The organism is Cryobacterium sp. TMT1-3 (genome assembly GCF_004402315.1).
Classification (GTDB): domain Bacteria; phylum Actinomycetota; class Actinomycetes; order Actinomycetales; family Microbacteriaceae; genus Cryobacterium; species Cryobacterium luteum.
The window spans coordinates 235,743-253,364 of the sequence record NZ_SOFW01000040.1 but is presented as its reverse complement, the minus strand read 5'-3'; the positions used below and the strand labels follow the sequence as shown (position 1 = coordinate 253,364).

At 66.1% G+C, this 17,622-nt stretch carries 17 protein-coding genes and 1 tRNA gene; 11 read left to right on the top strand and 7 right to left on the bottom strand.

The window, feature by feature from the left end; translation table 11 throughout:
• Window positions 1-8: 8 nt before the first annotated feature.
• The 5 genes from E3O25_RS15705 to E3O25_RS15685 all read right to left on the bottom strand — a co-directional run bounded on the left by E3O25_RS15705 (window position 9) and on the right by E3O25_RS15685 (window position 4,064).
• Entirely contained in the window at window positions 9-560 is a 552-nt protein-coding gene (locus tag E3O25_RS15705) for a TetR/AcrR family transcriptional regulator (protein ID WP_134361604.1), read from the bottom strand.
• Window positions 561-1,008: 448 nt separating this feature from the next.
• Window positions 1,009-2,160, bottom strand: a complete 1,152-nt coding sequence (locus E3O25_RS15700) for an SGNH/GDSL hydrolase family protein (protein WP_134361603.1) — start codon at window positions 2,158-2,160, stop codon at window positions 1,009-1,011.
• Window positions 2,157-2,744: a TetR/AcrR family transcriptional regulator gene (locus tag E3O25_RS15695; protein WP_092106437.1), complete on the bottom strand. Its 588-nt coding sequence runs from the start codon at window positions 2,742-2,744 to the stop codon at window positions 2,157-2,159. The genes E3O25_RS15700 and E3O25_RS15695 overlap by 4 nt, the downstream gene beginning before the upstream one ends.
• Before the next feature lie 637 nt (window positions 2,745-3,381).
• Window positions 3,382-3,600: a hypothetical protein gene (locus E3O25_RS15690; RefSeq protein ID WP_134361602.1), complete on the bottom strand. Its 219-nt coding sequence runs from the start codon at window positions 3,598-3,600 to the stop codon at window positions 3,382-3,384.
• A gap of 71 nt (window positions 3,601-3,671) precedes the next feature.
• Entirely contained in the window at window positions 3,672-4,064 is a 393-nt protein-coding gene (locus E3O25_RS15685) for a hypothetical protein (RefSeq protein ID WP_092106433.1), read from the bottom strand.
• Between the two features lie 364 nt (window positions 4,065-4,428).
• On the opposite strand from E3O25_RS15685, the gene E3O25_RS15680 reads away from it, so the two are divergent.
• Complete coding sequence (locus E3O25_RS15680; RefSeq protein ID WP_134361601.1) at window positions 4,429-4,956, top strand: IS630 family transposase; 528 nt, start codon at window positions 4,429-4,431, stop codon at window positions 4,954-4,956.
• A 4-nt stretch (window positions 4,957-4,960) separates the two neighbouring features.
• On the opposite strand, the gene E3O25_RS15675 is transcribed toward E3O25_RS15680, so the two are convergent.
• Window positions 4,961-6,202, bottom strand: coding sequence for an isochorismate synthase MenF (locus E3O25_RS15675; RefSeq protein ID WP_370448780.1), 1,242 nt, complete (start codon window positions 6,200-6,202; stop codon window positions 4,961-4,963).
• A 100-nt stretch (window positions 6,203-6,302) separates the two neighbouring features.
• Between E3O25_RS15675 and ubiE the strand changes: the two genes are divergently transcribed.
• Genes ubiE through E3O25_RS15660 form a run of 3 tightly spaced genes read left to right on the top strand, consistent with a single transcriptional unit; the run spans window position 6,303 to window position 9,540 of the window.
• The gene (gene ubiE, locus E3O25_RS15670) at window positions 6,303-7,004 is read left to right on the top strand and encodes a bifunctional demethylmenaquinone methyltransferase/2-methoxy-6-polyprenyl-1,4-benzoquinol methylase UbiE (protein WP_092106427.1); all 702 of its coding nucleotides are present in this window, start codon (window positions 6,303-6,305) and stop codon (window positions 7,002-7,004) included.
• A gap of 22 nt (window positions 7,005-7,026) precedes the next feature.
• Window positions 7,027-8,097 (top strand): polyprenyl synthetase family protein, encoded by a 1,071-nt coding sequence (locus E3O25_RS15665; protein WP_241983971.1) that lies wholly within the window; start codon window positions 7,027-7,029, stop codon window positions 8,095-8,097.
• A 60-nt stretch (window positions 8,098-8,157) separates the two neighbouring features.
• Complete coding sequence (locus E3O25_RS15660) at window positions 8,158-9,540, top strand: FAD-dependent oxidoreductase (RefSeq protein ID WP_092106425.1); 1,383 nt, start codon at window positions 8,158-8,160, stop codon at window positions 9,538-9,540.
• 212 nt (window positions 9,541-9,752) lie between these two features.
• On the opposite strand, the gene E3O25_RS15655 is transcribed toward E3O25_RS15660, so the two are convergent.
• The gene (locus tag E3O25_RS15655; protein ID WP_092106423.1) at window positions 9,753-10,241 is read right to left on the bottom strand and encodes a YajQ family cyclic di-GMP-binding protein; all 489 of its coding nucleotides are present in this window, start codon (window positions 10,239-10,241) and stop codon (window positions 9,753-9,755) included.
• A gap of 126 nt (window positions 10,242-10,367) precedes the next feature.
• Between E3O25_RS15655 and E3O25_RS15650 the strand changes: the two genes are divergently transcribed.
• The 7 genes from E3O25_RS15650 to E3O25_RS15620 all read left to right on the top strand — a co-directional run bounded on the left by E3O25_RS15650 (window position 10,368) and on the right by E3O25_RS15620 (window position 17,474).
• Window positions 10,368-11,597: an efflux RND transporter periplasmic adaptor subunit gene (locus E3O25_RS15650; protein WP_134361600.1), complete on the top strand. Its 1,230-nt coding sequence runs from the start codon at window positions 10,368-10,370 to the stop codon at window positions 11,595-11,597.
• Window positions 11,590-12,309, top strand: a complete 720-nt coding sequence (locus E3O25_RS15645) for an ABC transporter ATP-binding protein (protein ID WP_092106419.1) — start codon at window positions 11,590-11,592, stop codon at window positions 12,307-12,309. The genes E3O25_RS15650 and E3O25_RS15645 overlap by 8 nt, the downstream gene beginning before the upstream one ends.
• Window positions 12,306-13,538, top strand: coding sequence for an ABC transporter permease (locus E3O25_RS15640; RefSeq protein WP_092106417.1), 1,233 nt, complete (start codon window positions 12,306-12,308; stop codon window positions 13,536-13,538). Before E3O25_RS15645 ends, E3O25_RS15640 begins: the two co-directional genes overlap by 4 nt.
• Window positions 13,539-13,598: 60 nt before the next feature.
• Window positions 13,599-14,447 carry a hypothetical protein gene (locus E3O25_RS15635; protein ID WP_134361599.1) on the top strand — a complete coding sequence of 283 codons (849 nt, stop codon included), beginning with the start codon at window positions 13,599-13,601 and terminating at the stop codon, window positions 14,445-14,447.
• Window positions 14,440-16,359 (top strand): HlyD family efflux transporter periplasmic adaptor subunit, encoded by a 1,920-nt coding sequence (locus tag E3O25_RS15630; protein ID WP_166806041.1) that lies wholly within the window; start codon window positions 14,440-14,442, stop codon window positions 16,357-16,359. Before E3O25_RS15635 ends, E3O25_RS15630 begins: the two co-directional genes overlap by 8 nt.
• A 114-nt stretch (window positions 16,360-16,473) precedes the next feature.
• Window positions 16,474-16,558, top strand: a tRNA-Tyr gene (locus E3O25_RS15625).
• 79 nt (window positions 16,559-16,637) lie between these two features.
• Window positions 16,638-17,474 carry an inositol monophosphatase family protein gene (locus E3O25_RS15620; RefSeq protein WP_134361597.1) on the top strand — a complete coding sequence of 279 codons (837 nt, stop codon included), beginning with the start codon at window positions 16,638-16,640 and terminating at the stop codon, window positions 17,472-17,474.
• Window positions 17,475-17,622 lie beyond the last annotated feature (148 nt).

Below are 17,622 nucleotides of genomic sequence, written 5' to 3'. Positions count from 1 at the left end.
GACTGTGATCAGCGAGGGTGTCGGATGCCGGCGGAGAGGATCGACGCCCACTCGTCGGGAACGTCGTCGATGCCGGTTGTGACGATCAGGTGGCACAACTGCCCGTAGGCGACGAAACGCTGGACGGCGTCGTCGCTTGCTCCGGACCGGGACTTGGCCAGCCGGACGACCGAGGCCATGCCAATGCGGAGCGCCTGCCCGATCTCCGGGATGTTCGCGACCGACTGCGCGTGGACCTGAAGCATGAGGAGCGAACGGTCGCTGATGAGCTCCGCATAAGCGCCGCCCATCGCGTCCAGGATGCCGTCCGAGCTCGTGTCTTCGGCCTCGTCGGCCCCCATGCTGAGTGTCTCGACGATCTGTCGGAAGCAGTCCGCGAGTGCGGCGACGAACAGGCGCTCCTTGCTGGGGAACAGCTTGAACACGTAGGCGGGCGAGATGCGGGCGTCGCGGGCCACGTCCGCGATCGTCGTGCCGCGGTACCCACCGCTCGCGAACTCCCGCACCGCGCTGGCGGTGACGACCGGGACACGCTCTTCTGCGGTGCTGAGGGAGGACATGTGAGTGACTATACAGTCACTCACGGGTGAGCGCGACCACCGTCGCACTCCAAGCATGTCGCTGATCAGCCTCAGGCCGCCGCGGCCCGGCCCAGGAAAGCATGGTGCGGCGGTGCTCGTGGGCAGCTGTGGTCTCTATCTCGCCACGGGCACCGGGCCCGTCGGTCATCGGATCGACCCGTGCGTTGGTGACAATCATGGCTGGCCGCTCTCCGCACATTGACCAGCCCCACGGCCCGAGCGCACTGACTCTGTGCGCCCGCGTCCACGGCAAACAGGATGTTCGCGCGCTGTCTGATGCCCGCTATACCTGATCGCGTCGCATGGTGAATCGGGAGCCGATGGGCCGAGCGTGCTGGCGGATAGAAGCGCCTGGTTTCGTCTGGTCTGCGAGCTCAGGTCTCCTCTGCCCGACGAGCACCCACAGGGGCCGACCGCCCCACATGTTTCAGTGTGGGGCGAACGGTCCGGTTCGTGTGAAGGCGTACTCGGCAAATCGCTCGCCGATGAGCCGGTGGGTGGCGGTATCGGGGTGCAACGCGTCGGACAGCGGATGCTCAGCGGTGTCCTGCTCGCCGTACAGAGTGGTCCCGTCCAAGTAGTGCAGGTTCGGATCGTCGGTCCAGCGTTGGACAAGTGACGTCAGGGCGTCGCGGATGACGCGCAGGGTGAGGCGCCCTTGCTGCTGGCTTTCGCTGTGGCCGGTGGCGATGAAGCGGACCTGGTCGGTGCCGAGGGTGTCCAGGTCGACGGCGCCCGGGCCGGGGGTGTCCTCGTGGATGGCGCAGAAGATCGGCGAGATGAGCACGAGCGGGGTGGTGGGGTGCCCGTCGCGGATCGTGTCGAGGAATCCGTGCACGGCGGGCACGAACGCACGGAGCCGCATCGAGTCGAGGTTCACGACGTTAATCCCGAGCTTGACGCTGATGAGATCGGCCGGAGCGTCGCGGATCACGCGGGCGAGGAACGGGTCGACGAGTGCACCGCCTCCGAATCCGAGGTTCCGCAGCTCGACGCCGCCGAGCCGCGCGGAGACCGCCGGCCAGATCTGGGTTGGAGTGCTCGCGTTCGAGCCGTGGCTGATCGAGCTGCCGTGGTGGATCCAGACGGGACGTGTCGACTTGACCGGGCTCACCGGATCGTCGGTCCGCAGCTCAATCAGCTCGATGGACTCGTTGTGTGGTAACCAGATCTCGACGAGCTTGTCGCCCTCGGGCAACTTGCTGAAGATCGTGGTGTGAGTCGTGCCCGGTCGAGAACTCGTGGCTCCGGTCTGGAGGTCAGCCTCAATGACGTCGCCGTCGTCGAGCAGGTCGCTCGCGACGAGGTCGCCGTTGACCACCAGGTCGATGCTGCCTCGGGGACGGTCCGCGCCCAGGTAAGTGAGCCTCGAGGGGTGAAAGACGAGGTGGATGGTCCGCGCCGCGGTGGACATCGCCAGGCGCACTCCGGAGGGCTGGCCTTCCATCATCAGCAACTGCGGGTCGGGGAACTGCGTGCGCACCCACGCTGGCAGACGATGCGGGCGGACACCACGGGCGGTCGTCTCCACCTCGGCTGCGCCATGGAGGAACTGTGCGGTGAGGGAGGTGGTGATCATCGATGGATCTTTTCCGTGTCGGTAGGCCATGCCCGCAGGAGGGCGTCAAGAGCGTCGAGGGTCGTGCGCCAGGACACCTCGGGTGGGGGTTCGCTGTGATCGAAGCTGCCGATGCGCTCGAGGGCGAGGAAGCCGTTAATGGTGCTGCCGATCAGTCGGGTGGCGTGCACTCGCTCCCCCGGCGGCAAGTCATAGCCCAGGAGCAGGGCGTCGGTCAGCGCGACGAAGCACCGCGCGGCGCTGGACTCCACAGCGGCAGTGCCGGCGCGCCGCTGAAGGGACTGCCAGCGACCCGGCGACTCCAGCGAGTACACCCGGTGCGCCTCAGCGAAGCCGCGGAGCGCAAGCCGACCGGCTCGACCGGCAATCGCCACCGCCACACGGTCAGCGAGCTCCGACAGTGCGAGCGCGGTGATCCCGTCCAGCAGCGCCGCACGGTCGCGGACATGCGAATAGAGGCTGGGCGTCTGCACGCTAAGCCTCAGCGCGATCGCCGACAGGGTGACGTCGTCGAAGCCGGTCTCGTCGGCCAGGTCTGCGGCCTCGGCGATGATCACCGTCGCGGTGAGAGGGATGCGCTTCATCACGCCAGTCTACACACATTAGGTAAAGCCCTAATGTGCATAGGTAAAGATAGGCGCTTGGGACGTAGGGCCTTGAGGCTGTCCTTGTCGACGTAGAGGGGGTCAGCTCACGAAACGGAATAAATAACACGCTAAGAGTTTCCGGGTCGGCGCAGGGGATGCTCGCGAACGTGAACCTCTTCCAGATCCGGATCGAATGCGGGCAAGGTTCACTCCATTGTCAGGGGGCGCGGTTGGGTGCACTCTCCACTTAGGTCAGCCCCGTCGCGAGCGCCAGCCCTGTGCGGCGGCATACCCCATCGCGCCCGAGTGACTTACGTGATGAACGCCCACAGGGCCTCATTCGCCTTGACGAATTCCGCCGTCGCCATTCTGTTCTTGAATGAGTCCTGTGATGTCGATCGGTTGAGTGAGCGGAAGGTCGATGTCGGACGGGGAAGTTTGAGTTTTTTCGTGTCCCACGGGGTTCTCCTCTTCTTACCTGTCGGGGCGAGCGAATACTCGTCGCCGTTGCTGTGTCGTTGCCTGCCAAACGTTGGCCTGTGCGCTCACCCGATGGTTCGGTCAAGGGTCACGTCCGGGAAAGCTGTTTCACCCCGAACAGTGAAGGCCCGTCAGGAGTGTAAATTTCGGGTCCCTATGCGATCAAGGTGTGCAGATCGACCCCGAAGAAGGCCACAAAAGGCCAGAGCACAATCGCCGCCATGCCTTCCAGAATGTTGCCGGGAACGTTCCATGCCACGAGATAACTCTGGTTGGCAGCGACCACTACCCCGATAACCAGATACACGATCCCGATCAGACTTATTCCGCGCCTGCCCATTTTGCGCCAGCCATTTCTCTTATCACTGTTCATCTGCCACTGCGGGTGTGATTTACCTGGAAGTATCCGAGGTAGACGGCGAGGACTCGTTGGAGTTCTCGCTGCTAACGGTTCGCTGAGGCCCCTGCGTCAGCCCTGGCTGTGCACGAGACCGAGTTCACGGGTGTCCACTGTGGCAGCACGCGTTCGAGGCGCTTGTCCAGGCGTCGTGGGTCTCGTGCCAGCTTGCCTTGCGTGACATCACCGGCTGGCGGGGTGAATATCGATTCGGCCTCTGCCATAGAGCCGACAACGAACGTGCGCATGGGATCACCGAACTCCAGCACCTCGTACTGGTCTGCGTTCAGACTGATGAAACCGATGAGTGAGAAAGGACTGTCCCAGGGCACCCGTCCGTCACTGACTCTCCATTCGCCGTCGGAAATCTGGGTGAGCTGCAGATCGTCTGGTATTCGCACTTCGCCTGGCGTTCTCACTGCGCGTTCATCGGTTCTCATTGCAGTTTCTTTTCTCTTGTCTGGCTGCGGACCGAAGCTAATTGCAGTGCCCGGAAGCGATCGTGTTCAAAGCCTGAGATGGCCATGAAGCGGTAAGTTCAGCCTCGTGGAATCAGCCTGATGCACGGACTTCTCAGCTCACAGGGCCAAAGGTCCCGAGGTTGCGACTAGTGGTGCTTTTCGTTATAGCTGGGAATTACGACGGAGAGGATCGTCATCGAACCTGCTTCTCCAGGGTGACCAACTTCGGAAGACGCCTCAGACCGATCCCCGAGCCGGGAACTCAGGCGCCCGCCGAGCTGGGTTGCGTCCCACTGTCGGGTGGTCGCATCCGGAGCATTTCAGCACGTAGCGAGATTGAGTTATGTCACGAACTGGATGCCCAAAGAGTGAGCTGATTCTTACCGATGAGGAACGGGAGCAGCTGTGTCATGGCACGACCAGCCCCTTCGCCGCCTTTAACACCGCTGACGGCACCGTTGTCTCCAGCATTCATCGCCGGCGCCGCTCGCTCGAGTTCCAGAAGTTCCTGAACAAGATCAACGCCGACGTCCCTGACGAGTTGGCCGTGCATCTGGTCTGCGACAACTACAGCACTCACAAAAGCCCCACGATCAAGCACTGGCTCGAAGCCCACCCCCGTTTCACCATGCACTTCACCCCGACGTATTCGTCCTGGATCAACCAGGTAGAACGCTTCTTCGCTTACGTCACCGCTGATCTCCTCCAGCGTTGCGACCACCGGAGCGTTCAAGCGCTCGAAGCCGACGTCCGCAACTGGGCGAAAGCATGGAACGAAACCCCAAAGCCATTCATCTGGACCAAATCCGCAGAACAAATCCTCGAATCCCTCAAACGACTTCTACAACGAACTCCCGACGCAGGACACTAGGTCGTCAGCCGAAGGCCTCGACGATCGGGCGAAACTTCATCTTCGTCTCGGCCAGCTCGCGTTCCGGGTCGGATTCGAGAACGATGCCACAGCCGGCGTACGCCGTGATGCCGCCGGTCGGAGCCACCTGGGCGCAGCGCAGGGCGATCGCCCATTCTCCGTCGCCGTCGGCGCCGACCCACCCGACCGGGCCGGCATAGCGGCCACGGTCGAAGGGTTCGAGCTCGCGAATGAGGCTCAACGCCGTGTCGGTGGGGGTGCCGGCGACCGCAGCAGTGGGATGCAGCGCGGCGATCAGGTCGAGAGAGGTCGACCCGTCACTCAGGGTGCCCTCCAGATCGGTCGCCAGGTGCCAGAGGTTCGGCAGTTTCACGGTGAAGGGAATCTCGCTCGTCGCCAGCACCGAGGTGTGCGGTCGCAACGACTTCAGCACGCTCTGCACGGCGAATTCGTGCTCGTCGCCGTCCTTCGACGAGGTCGCGAGGGTGAGGGCGGCCTCGCGGTCGTCCTCAGCATCCGCTCCCCGCGAGATCGTGCCGGCGAGAACGCGGGCGTTGACCGAACCGTGGTCAGCCCTAATGAGGGTTTCCGGGCTCGATCCGATCAGTCCGTCGACGGCGTAGGTCCAGCAGTCCGGATAGCCGAGCGCGAGCTTCGTGATGGCGCGGCGCAGGTCGGACTCGGCCGGCACCCGCCCGACCAGGTCGCGGGCGAGCACGACCTTGTTGACCTGCTGGGCCCGAATACGCTCGATGCCCGAACTGACCGCTGTGCGAAAGTCGTCTGGAGGCAGTGCGCCCGGCAGCAGCGCGATGCGATACTCGTCGCCGAGCGGATGCAGCACGAGCGGGTCCTTTGCCATCGATTGCTCCGGGGCGTTCTCGCCCGTCGCCCAGATGCGCGTCACCCAGCACTGTCCGTCTTCTCGGCCCACGATGATCTCGGGCACGATCAGCACGCTGGCCTCGGCGGAGGACTCGTCGAAAGCGAACGCACCGAAAGCGAGCAGCCCGGTGCCGGTGCGGGTCAGCGGGTCGGTCACGGTGGCCAGCGCGACGACCTGTTTCCACGCGGCCGCGGCGTCCGTCATACGGGTGGGGCCGGAGAATTCCAGTCGCAGCGCGCAGCCGATGCCGGCCAGGCCCTGGTTACGACGCATCCAGAGCAGGGGCGCGCGGCCGTCGAGCAGCAGAATCAGTTGGCGGATATCGGCTATCGGGGAGGTTTCGACCGTCAAGGCCTGCACATTCACCTGTACAGCCTACGCCCGCGCCACTGCGGCCACGCGAATGCGGGCCCCGGCAACTGTGCAGGTTCGGCGGGCCCACGCAACCTAGAATGATGGGGTGAATAGAGCAGACCTGAACAAACGGCCCGCGCAGGTGGCTGCCATGTTCGACGAGGTCGCCGCCCACTATGACCGCACGAACGCGTTGCTGTCGGTTGGCAACGCGTCGCTCTGGCGCCTCGCAACGACCAAGGCGGTCAATCCGCAGGCGGGCGAACGCATCCTCGACATCGCCGCCGGCACCGGAACCTCCAGCGCCGCCCTCGCGCGCAGCGGTGCCCACGTCATCGCCGCCGACTTCTCGGCCGGCATGATCGAGGTCGGCCAGGCCCGGCACGCGCACAACGCGAACATCGAGTTCGTGCAAGCCGACGCCACCGCGTTGCCATTCAAGGACAACGAGTTCGACGCCGTCACCATTTCGTTCGGGCTGCGCAACGTGGTCGAACCGAAGAAAGCTCTCGCCGAGTTCTACCGGGTGACCAAGCCCGGCGGCCGCGTCGTCATCTGCGAGTTTTCGACACCGCCGCTGACGCTCGTGCGCCAGAGCTACTTCGCCTACCTCAACCACGTCATGCCGCGGGTTGTTCGGCTGGCCTCATCGAACGCCGAAGCCTACGACTACCTCGGCGAATCCATCGCGGCCTGGCCGACCCAGCCGGTACTGAGCGGATGGCTGCGCTCGGCCGGATATTCTGCCGTCGCCTACCGCAATCTCACGCTCGGCATCGTGGCCCTGCACCGCGGTACCAAGCCCTGACCGACTCGATAGGCTTACTTACGTGAAATCCAGAGCCCCCGTGACGCGACGCAGCGCGTCGGTGACCAGCCAAGCGGGCCTCGGCGAACGTATTTTCTCCACTTCCGCCGACCGCGGCCTGGCGGCGAACATCGACGCCGGCATCGAACAGGTCGAAGCGGCACTCCTCAATGAGCTCGTCTACGCCAACGAAATCGCCACTGTCACCAGCCGGTACCTGCTCAACGCCGGCGGCAAACGAGTGCGTCCCATGCTCGCGCTGCTCACCGCGCACCTCGGCGACGGTGTGGTGCCCGATGTCGTGACCGCGGCGTCGGCCATCGAACTGACCCACCTCGCCTCGCTCTATCACGACGACGTCATGGACGACGCCGACAAACGCCGCGGGGTGCCCAGCGCACAAACGGTGTGGGGCAACTCCGTCGCCATCCTCACCGGCGATCTGCTGTTCGCCCGCGCCAGCCAGCTGATGGCCCGCCTGGGCGAACGTGCCATCAAACTGCAGGCAACCACCTTCGAGCGCCTCGTGCTCGGCCAGTTCCAGGAGACGGTCGGCCCCCGGGCCGGCGCGGACCCGGTCGAACACTACATACAGGTGCTCGCCGGCAAGACCGGTTCGCTGATCGCCGCCGCCGCCCAGGGCGGCGTGGTGTTCTCGAACGCCCCGGCTGAGTACGAGCAGCCCGTCGTGGACTTCGGCGAGAAGATCGGTGTGGCCTTTCAACTCATCGACGATGTGCTCGACCTCTCCCCGCAGCCGCAGGAGACCGGTAAGGTGCCGGGAACGGACCTCCGCGCCGGAGTCGTCACGCTGCCACTGCTGCGGCTGCGGGAACGCGCCGTCAGCGACGGGGCATCCGCTGATCTGCTGGAACGGCTGGAACGCGACGTTATGACGGACGGTGCTGAGCAGGGCGAGGCCGCTGATGCGGCGATCACCGCGCTGCGCGAGCACGCCGTCACCGCCGAAACCCTTGCCGAGGCACACGGCTGGGCCCGCGACGCGGTCGCGGCCCTCGGTCCGCTGCCGAACGGCTCGGTCAAGAAAGCCCTCACCCGATTTGCCGAGTCCATCGTCGAGCGTTCCAGCTAGACGCCATTCGAGAGCTGGCCAGGGCCTGGACCCGATGGTTCGCCCAGTAAGGAATCTTTCGTGACCAAATTGAGACTGGCCATCGTCGGCGCAGGTCCGGCCGGCATCTACGCCGCCGACATTCTGCTCAAGTCCGAGCGCAACTTCGAGGTTTCGATCGACCTGTTCGACCACCTGCCGGCGCCGTACGGACTGGTGCGCTACGGCGTCGCCCCCGATCACCCCCGCATCAAGGGCATCATCACCGCGCTGCGCGGTGTGCTCGACAGCGGCGACATTCGCGTGTTCGGCAACGTGCGGTTCGGCGTGGACCTCACGCTTGACGACCTCAAGAAGCACTACAACGCGGTCATTTTCGCGACCGGTGCCGTGCAGGACGCAGACCTCAACATTCCGGGTGCGTCCCTTGACGGTTCCTACGGCGCCGCCGACTTCGTCAGCTGGTTTGACGGGCACCCCGACGTGCCGCGCACCTGGCCCCTTTCGGCCCGTGAGGTCGCCGTGATCGGCAACGGCAACGTTGCCCTCGACGTATCCCGCATGCTCATCAAGCACGCCGACGACCTGCTTCCGACCGAGATTCCCGCGAACGTCTATGACGGGCTGAAGGCGTCACCGGTGACCGACGTGCACGTTTTCGGACGCCGCGGACCGACATCCGTCAAGTTCACGCCGCTGGAACTGCGCGAGCTCGGCGAGCTGAATGACGTGGACATGATCGTCTACGACGAGGACTTCGACTACGACGAGGCCGCCCAGGCTGCCGTGGCCAGCAATAAGCAGGTTTTCGTGATTGACAAGACGCTGAATCAGTGGCGCGCCCGCGAGACCGGCACGGCCAGCCGCCGGCTGCACCTGCATTTCTTCGCCAAGCCCGTCGAAATCGTCGATGACGGCACTGGCCGGGTCGGTGCTTTTCGGTGGGAACGCACCAGAACGGACGCCGCCGGCGGCGTTGTCGGTACCGGTGAGATTCGCGAGATCCCGGTGCAGGCGGTGTATCGGGCGGTCGGCTACTTCGGGTCGGAACTACCCGACGTGCCGTTCGACAAGAAGCGTGGCGTGATTCCCAACCGCGAGGGCCAGGTACTGCGCCGCGACCCTTCGGCCGGCACCGGCGGGCTGTTCAACCAGCAGATGTACGGCGTCTACGCGACCGGGTGGATCAAGCGCGGCCCGGTGGGCCTGATCGGCCACACCAAGAGCGACGCGATGGAGACGATCAAGCACCTGATCAACGACCTCGGCAACTGGTGGCGCCCCGAATCGCCGTCGGAGGAGAGCATCGTGGCGCTGCTCGATGCTCGCGGCGTTCGCTACACCGGCCTCGACGGCTGGCACAACCTCGACCAGCACGAGCTCGCGCTCGGCGAGGCGGCTGGCCGCACCCGCATCAAGGTCGTCGACCGCGACGAAATGGTCACCGTCTCCCGCGCCGAGTAGCCCCCGCTCCGGCAGCAGATATGGCCGCGCTGAGCATCCGTTTGGCGGGTCCCCGCGTGGCTAATTCAGGAAATACGCCAAGACCGGAAGCGGCTACCCGCGAAACAGTGCGGCCGGCTTGGGTGCGGCGACCGGATCTCCTGAATTAGCCACCAGCGCGCGGTGCGTTGCTGCTGAAAGCGGATGCCGCAGGCTGGCCACGGCGCCAGCGGTTAGCGGAAGTTCGTGAACTGCAGGGCCACGTCGAGGTCCTTGCCCTTGAGTAGTGCCATCACGGCCTGCAGGTCGTCACGGCTCTTCGAACTGACCCGCAGTTCGTCGCCCTGGATCTGGCTCTTGACGCCCTTGGGGCCCTCATCGCGAATGATCTTGCTGATCTTCTTCGCGTTCTCCTGGTCGATACCGGCCTTCATCGACGTCTCGATGCGGTACTCCTTGCCGGAGGCGAACGGCTCGCCAGCATCGAGGCTGCGCAGCGAGATGCCGCGCTTGATCAGCTTGGCCTCGAACACCTCAAGGATCGCCTTGACGCGCTCCTCGGTGTTCGCCTTCATGAGCACCTTCTCGCCGCTCATCGCGATCGAGGCTCCCACGTTTTTGAAGTCGTAACGCTGGGCGACTTCTTTGTGCGCCTGGTTGAGGGCGTTGTCGACCTCCATCGGGTCGACCTTGCTGACGATGTCGAATGTTGAATCTGCCATTCCCCCATGGTATCTGACAGTCGCTCATAGCCGATTGATAGGCCACGGATGCCTTGGGCATAGACCGCCTGCTTAGGTTCGCCTGAGTGGCACAGGCAAGAGTGTGTTGAATACACGAGGAGAACAATGAAACTCAGGCAGTTTCGCATCCGCATCAGGAGAATGAGAGCCCGCTGGTGGGTGCTGAGCGCCGTCGTCGTGCTTGCCCTGGCCGGCGGCGGCGCGTGGTGGATCATTGCCGCCCAGACCGAGAGCGCCGTGGCCACCCCCGTCGCCCAAACCGTGGCGGCGAGCCTGGAGACCATGGAACAGAGCGTTTCGGCTTCCGGCACCCTCACCCCGACCGTGCAGGAGGAAGTCTCCTTTGCCGCCTCCGGAACCGTCACCGGGGTCAACGTGCTGGCGGGAACGGTCGTCGCGGCCGGTGACGTGCTCGCCACCGTGGACACCCTCACCGTCGACGCCGAAGTGCTCGCGGCCCGGGCGACCCTCGCGAGCGCCGCGGCCAAGCTGACGGACAGCCAGGATGCCAGTGACGGCAGCACGGCCGCCCTGGCCCAGATCGCCGCCAACACCGCGAGCGTCACCACCGCCCAGAACGCTGTCGACGAGGCCGTGGCCGCTCAGAACGCCGTGACCCTCACGGCACCGGTCGCCGGAGTCGTCACCGTCGTGAACGTGGCCGTCGGCGATGTCATCTCGGCGGGCACCAGCAGCAGCGGGGCCGGTACCGCAGCAGCGGGCGCAACCGCTGCCGCCGGAACCGGCGGCACGACCACCGCCAGCACGGCCGCCTTCACCATCGTCGGCACCGATTCCTGGACCGTCGACCTCACGGTGGGTGAAGCGGATGCCGCCCTCATCGCCGCTGACAACCAGGTCGAACTCTCCCTCGACGATGGAACCGCCTTCTTCGGAACCGTCTCCGAGATCGGCCTGCTGCCGTCCACCACCACGGGTGTCGCCGCCTATCCGGTCGTCGTCACCGTCACCGGATCCGCCCCTGGCCTCTTCGATGGCGTCGCCGTGACCGCAGCCATCGTCTACGAACGCCGTACCGACGTGCTCACCGTGGCCAGCGCCGCCGTGACCAGCGTGGATGGGGCATCCGTTGTGACGGTGAAGAACGCCAACGGCACGGAGATCTCCACACCGGTCACCGTCGGTGCCACGGTCGGCAACCTCACCGAGATCACCGCGGGGCTCGCCGCGGGCGATGAGGTGGTCGTGGCCGCGTTCACCCCCGGCAGCGGCAATGCCGGCACGACCGGCACCGACCGCACTTTTCCCGGCGGGGAGATGCCCACCGGCGACTTCCCGGCCGGTCAGATGCCCGGAGGCACGAACAATGGTTGACCCGACTCCAACGGATGCCCCCGTCATCGAATTGCGCGGCGCCGGCAAAACCTACCGCTCCGGAAGCATCGAATTCGAAGCCCTCAAGGGCATTGACCTGGCCATTCACGAGGGCGAATACGTCGCCATCATGGGGCCGTCGGGGTCGGGCAAATCCACGATCATGAACGTTCTCGGCTGCCTCGACACCCTCACCCGCGGCGAATACCGCCTCGGTGGCACCGACGTGAACGACCTCGACGAGGTCGATCTCGCCGCGATTCGCAACCGTCAGATCGGGTTCGTCTTTCAGGGATTCAACCTGCTCTCGTCGCTGCCGGCCTGGCGCAACGTTGAACTACCGCTCATCTACGGGGGGGTACCTCGGAACGAGCGCAAGGAACGTGCCGAGCAAGCACTCGTGAGGGTCGGGCTGGGCGACCGGTTCGAGAATCGGCCAGGTGAACTCTCGGGTGGGCAGCAGCAGCGCGTGGCCGTGGCCCGCGCCCTGGTCGGCGAACCGACCATGATTTTGGCCGACGAACCAACGGGAAACCTCGACTCGGTCTCGACGCAGGACGTGCTCGCCCTGTTCGACGAACTGCACGCCCGCGGCCGCACCATCGTGCTCATCACGCACGAACTCGAAGTCGCCCGCCGGGCTGCCCGCATCGTCTGGGTACGCGACGGCGAGATTCTGCGCGACGAGTTGAACGAGGACGTTGCCGCATGAACTGGCTCGAATCATTCCGCACGAGCTGGAGCGCCGTCTATTCCCACGCCCTGCGCTCGACCCTCACTGTGCTCGGCATTTTGATCGGTATCGCCGCCGTCATTCTCACCGTCGGCCTCGGCCTCGGCACCCAGAAAGACGTCAGCGCGCAGATCAGCTCGCTCGGCAGCAACCTGCTGATAGTCGCCCCCGGCAGCAGCACCGACACATCGGGTGTGCGCGGTGGTTTCGGCTCGAGCTCGACGCTGACCAGAGCGGATGCCGACGCGCTCGCGTCGAGCGTGAACGCCCCCGACATTTCCGGGGTCGCCGCCGAGAAAACCACCTCGCTGTCGCTCGAAGCGAACGACACCAACTGGACGACCTCCGTCACCGGAACGACCGCCTCGTGGCTTGATGTGCGCGCCCGCACCCTGAGCACGGGTGAGTTCATCAGCGCCGAAGACGACGAGACCTCCGCCGCCGTGATCGTGCTCGGCTCGGAGACCGCCGACGAGCTGTTCGGCACCCAGCGGGTCGTCGGCCAGTCGGTGGTGATCAGCGACAAGCCCTTTCAGGTGATCGGTGTGCTCGACACCGCCGGGTCGGACTCGTCAGACAACCTCGACGATCTGGCGATCGTGCCGTTCTCCACCGCGGCGAGTGTGCTCGTCGGCGGCACCGAGAGCGCCGCCGTGTCGACCATCTACCTGCAGGCCGCCAGCGACGGGCAGCTCTCCGCCGCCTACCAGGAGGCCGAAACCCTGCTGCTGAACCTGCACTCGATCACCGACAGCACCGCCGCTGACTTCTCGATCAGCAGCCAGGACGCCCTGGTCAGCACCGCAACGGCCGTCTACGAAACCCTCACCATTCTGCTCACCGGCGTGGCCGGGCTATCCCTGCTGGTCGGCGGCATCGGGGTCATGAACATCATGCTCGTCTCGGTCTCGGAGCGTACCCGAGAGATTGGCCTGCGCAAGGCCCTCGGGGCGCCGCCGGGTGCCATCCGCCGCCAGTTTTTGATCGAGGCGGCCATCCTCGGCCTCAGCGGCGGACTGCTCGGCGCCATACTCGGCGTTACTGCGGCCCTGCTGTTGCCGGGGGTGATCGGCAGTTCGATCGTCGTCTCGCCGGCCGCCGTCGCGCTGTCCATCGGCGTCGCCATCGTGATCGGTGTGAGCTTCGGCGTCTACCCGGCCACTCGGGCCGCCCGCCTCGCGCCCATCGATGCGCTGCGCAGTGAATAAGACCTGCGCCAGGACTCGGCGCTCCATCATTTTTCCCTCCAACGAAATGAGATCACGGTCATGTTGAAATCCACCCTCAAGCGTCGCGCGGTCTTCGCCGGCGGCGCGCTCGCCCTCGGCGGCATTCTGCTGCTCTCGGGCTGCTCGGCCACCGCCACGACGGCAGCTCCTGCTGCCACGACCGACACGTCGACCACCCAGCAGGCGCGAGTCGCGCCCGGCGTGACCGGGGAGGTCGCCGCCCTGGCCGATCTCGGTTTTCAGCTGCAGGACAGCGAATCCCAGACCGCGGTGACCTACACGACGGCCACGACCTTCACCTCGACGCTCGCCGCGGCACTGGGCGACGTCACCGTTGGCCAGTGCGTCAACGTTTTCAGCGCGGCAGCGGCCGACGGAACGGATGCCGCAAGCGTTGCGACCACCGTCGTCGTCACGGCTGCGGTTGACGGGACCTGCACCGCGGGTCTGGGCGGAATGGGCGGAGGAATGCCCGGTGGCGGAACGCCGCCCACCGACCTGCCCGCCAGCGCCGACGGTACCGCCCCGAGCGGCATGCCGACCGGTATGCCCACCGATATGCCAACGGATGCCGGCGGCTTCGGTTCTCGAACCAGCGGCCTGGTCACCGCGGTCACCGCGACCAGCATCACGGTCGACTCGACCGACGCTGAGGGCGCCGTGACGACTGAAACGGTCACGGTCGACGACACGACCAGCTACACCGCGACATCCGCTTCTGATGCGACGGCCGTTGCCGTTGGACTGTGCGCGACGGCCCAGGGCGAGGCCGACGACAGCGGATCCTTCGCGGCTACCACGGTGGCCCTGTCCGTGGGCGGTGCTGACGGCTGCGTGAGCGCCATGGCCGGCCCCGGCGGCCGAATGAATGGTGCGGCGGATGAGTAAGCGCGCGGCGCCGGCAACCACTGTGAACCGGGAGCCTTTCGCCACGGCGCTTCGCGCCACCCGGCAGAGGCGCCGGCGGTTGCTCGCCGCCGGAACGGTCACCGCGGTAATCGTCGCCTCGGGCGGGGGAGTGGCCTACGCCGTAACCCGCACACCGGAAGGGGACTACCGCACGGTCGCGGCCGCGCTCGGCTCGGTCAGCGAATCGCTCGACCTGGTCGGAACTCTGGCCTCGGCCAGTCGCAGCGATGCGTCGTTCTCGGTCGCCGGCACGGTGAGCGGCGTCGCGGTCAGCGTGCGCGACACGGTGACCGCCGGGCAGACGCTCGCCACCCTCGACGTGGCGAGCCTGACTGACGCGATCGACGAGGCCCAGGCCAACGTTTCCACCGCCCAGGTCACTCTGGAGAACGACCTCGAGTCGCAGACGGCCGCCACCACAACGGCCAGCACGGCATCAACCACGGATGCCGCCGCCACAGCTGCCACGCCCGCCTCGTCGGGTGCCGCGTCGACATCGGCGAGTTCGTTGGGCACGGGCACGGCTTCGACCGGAGCTTCGATCGCCGCCACATCGACCGCCGTTACGGAGGCCATCAGGGCGGTCGGTGCCGCCCAGGCTGCCTTGCTCACCCACTACGACACGGCCGTGACCGCGCTCGCCGCGACTCAGCAGACCATCGCCGCGACGACCGACGTGTGTCTGCCCCTTCTTGAGTCCGCACTCGAGGACGCCGCCGCGGATGAGGCTGCCACCGACGCCGACGAGCCTGCCGCCACGGTCACCGACGGAGCGACCGGAGCGACCGACGAAACGACCGAGCAGACCGTGCCCCTGACCGCCGCGGAGAAACTCGCGGCGGCGAAACTTGCCCTCGCCGACTGCCAGAGCGCCATCACCGCCGTGCTAGCCGGCCAGACGGCGACCAACGAGGCCCAGGCGGGCGTGCTCACGCTCGTCGACGACCTGAACCGATCGGTCAGCGCCCTGCAGAAGGCGGTCGCCGCTGCGAGCGCTCCGTCGTCATCTACTGCCGCTCCCAGCACCGTTGCGTCGGGTTCGACGAACGCGACCGCCGAATCAACGGCCACGTCGGCAGCGAGCGGGGCCGGGGCATCCGCTGCAATTTCGGGTACCGGCGCAGCCACGGGCGGCGCGACCACCACGGTCGCCTCGGCCGAAACGATTGTGGCCGACCAGGCCGAGATCGATTCGGCCGTCGCCGAACTGGCGATCGCCGAGCACAACCTCACTCTGGCCACGCTGACCAGCCCGATCGCCGGCACCGTCGCGGCCGTCGATCTGGCGGTCGGTGACTCCGTCTCGGCGTCGTCGTCGACCGCGGTGATCACGGTGATCGGCGAAAATGGCTTTGTCGTAGGCACGAGCGTTTCGCTCACCGACATCGCCGGGGTGGCCGTCGGCCAAAGCGCCCACGTCGCCGTGGCGAGCGTCGGCGACGAGTTGTCCGGAACGGTCAGCTCGATCGGCATGCTGAACGTGTCGACGTCGTCCACACCGTCATACACGGTGCACATCGCCCTCGACAACACCGACCCCAACCTGCTGAACGGTGCCTCGGCCGCAGTCACCGTGGCGGTGGCCAGCCTCGACGAGGTGATCACCGTGCCGACCTCGGCGGTGCACCTGGCCGCCTCGATCTCCACGGTCGATCTGCTCGAGAACGGCGTCTCCACGAGCGTCGAGGTGACGGTCGGCGCGGTCGGCTTTGAATTGACCGAGATCACGTCGGGAATCGACTCCGGTGACCGGGTGATCCTGGCCGATCTGAATTCCGCCATCGCCAGCACCGCTACCCAAACCGAGAGCGGGCTCAGTGGCCTCGGCGGCGAGACGTCGACCGAGACGCGCACCCCGCCGGCCGGCATGGGCGGCCCACCCGCCGGGTAGCGGATGCGCCTCATCAAGAAGCACGGCCACGGCTGATTTCTCGGTGGGGCGTTTCGTCTTGTATTGTTAACCCCGCGTCTCCGGTCAAGTGATTACACCTGGTCGGGAGCGCCTGGCGAGTTACCCAAGCGGCCAAAGGGATCTGACTGTAAATCAGACGGCGTAGCCTTCGTGAGTTCGAACCTCGCACTCGCCACCAGCAGTAAAGCAGTTCAGAAGGACAGGCAGGCCCCCGGGCCTGCCTGTCCTTGTTAAGCCCCGCCCTGTAGCGTGAGGGCATGACGCATCCTGCCCCGACCGAGCTGCTCGACCTCGCGCGCACCATCGCCCTCACCGCCGGGGCGCTCGCCCACCGCCGCCGCTCGGAGGGGGTCGAGATCGCCGCTTCGAAGTCCTCACCCGAAGACATCGTTACCGCGGCCGACCGCGAAGTCGAGCTGCTCATTCGCGGCCTGCTGGCCGATGCCCGGCCGAACGACGGCTTCTACGGTGAAGAATCCGACGCGACCAGCGGCACGAGCGGGCTCACCTGGGTGGTCGACCCCATTGACGGCACCGTCAACTATCTCTACGGCATCCCGTTCTACGCCGTCAGCGTCGCCGTCGTGCAGGGTGATCCCGACCCGGCGACCTGGAACGCCCTTGCCGGCGCGGTCGTCAATCCAGCCCTCGGCGAGGTTTTCACCGCGTCCGACGGCTCCGGTGCCTGGCTGGGCGACAAACGCCTGCACGTCAATCACGACGTCTCGCTTTCGCTCGCCCTGGCGGGCACCGGCTTCGGCTATGAGGCGACCCGGCGGGTGTGGCAGGCAAATGTCGTTGGCGGTCTCATCGGCCAGGTGCGGGACATCCGTCGGATCGGTTCGGCCGCTCTCGACCTCTGCTCGGTCGCCTGCGGACGACTCGACCTCTATTTTGAACGTGGCTTGAACCCCTGGGATCACGCCGCCGGCGCCCTGATCGCTCGCGAGGCAGGCGCTCGAGTGGGCGCTCTGCAAGCGGATGCCGAGGGTCGCGACCTGCTCATCGCCGCCGCTCCCGACCTCTACGCGCAGTTCGAGCCGGTGCTCGCCGGGCTGTTCACACGCTTCCCAGTCGACCCGCAAGCCCGGTGAGGTAACGCCCATTTACCCCCATTCGGGTGTGATCGGTCACTTTCCTCTGGTATTCTCAGGGTTGAGCGCTATCCTTAATCGATTCGTTATATTGGCTTGCCGTCTTTTGGCGTTTTCCAGTACGAGTACCCGATCCCGTCCGCTACGC

What these genes read in the sequence shown, in the direction of transcription:
- E3O25_RS15635 (WP_134361599.1), top strand. Translation starts at nt 13,599, where the DNA reads ATGTTGAAATCCACCCTCAAGCGTCGCGCGGTCTTCGCCGGCGGCGCG.
- E3O25_RS15620 (WP_134361597.1), top strand. Translation starts at nt 16,638, where the DNA reads ATGACGCATCCTGCCCCGACCGAGCTGCTCGACCTCGCGCGCACCATC.
- E3O25_RS15630 (WP_166806041.1), top strand. Translation starts at nt 14,440, where the DNA reads ATGAGTAAGCGCGCGGCGCCGGCAACCACTGTGAACCGGGAGCCTTTC.
- E3O25_RS15655 (WP_092106423.1), bottom strand. Translation starts at nt 10,241, where the DNA reads ATGGCAGATTCAACATTCGACATCGTCAGCAAGGTCGACCCGATGGAG.
- E3O25_RS15705 (WP_134361604.1), bottom strand. Translation starts at nt 560, where the DNA reads ATGTCCTCCCTCAGCACCGCAGAAGAGCGTGTCCCGGTCGTCACCGCC.
- E3O25_RS15640 (WP_092106417.1), top strand. Translation starts at nt 12,306, where the DNA reads ATGAACTGGCTCGAATCATTCCGCACGAGCTGGAGCGCCGTCTATTCC.
- E3O25_RS15645 (WP_092106419.1), top strand. Translation starts at nt 11,590, where the DNA reads ATGGTTGACCCGACTCCAACGGATGCCCCCGTCATCGAATTGCGCGGC.
- E3O25_RS15650 (WP_134361600.1), top strand. Translation starts at nt 10,368, where the DNA reads ATGAAACTCAGGCAGTTTCGCATCCGCATCAGGAGAATGAGAGCCCGC.
- E3O25_RS15695 (WP_092106437.1), bottom strand. Translation starts at nt 2,744, where the DNA reads ATGAAGCGCATCCCTCTCACCGCGACGGTGATCATCGCCGAGGCCGCA.
- E3O25_RS15700 (WP_134361603.1), bottom strand. Translation starts at nt 2,160, where the DNA reads ATGATCACCACCTCCCTCACCGCACAGTTCCTCCATGGCGCAGCCGAG.
- E3O25_RS15680 (WP_134361601.1), top strand. Translation starts at nt 4,429, where the DNA reads ATGTCACGAACTGGATGCCCAAAGAGTGAGCTGATTCTTACCGATGAG.
- E3O25_RS15690 (WP_134361602.1), bottom strand. Translation starts at nt 3,600, where the DNA reads ATGAACAGTGATAAGAGAAATGGCTGGCGCAAAATGGGCAGGCGCGGA.
- E3O25_RS15685 (WP_092106433.1), bottom strand. Translation starts at nt 4,064, where the DNA reads ATGAGAACCGATGAACGCGCAGTGAGAACGCCAGGCGAAGTGCGAATA.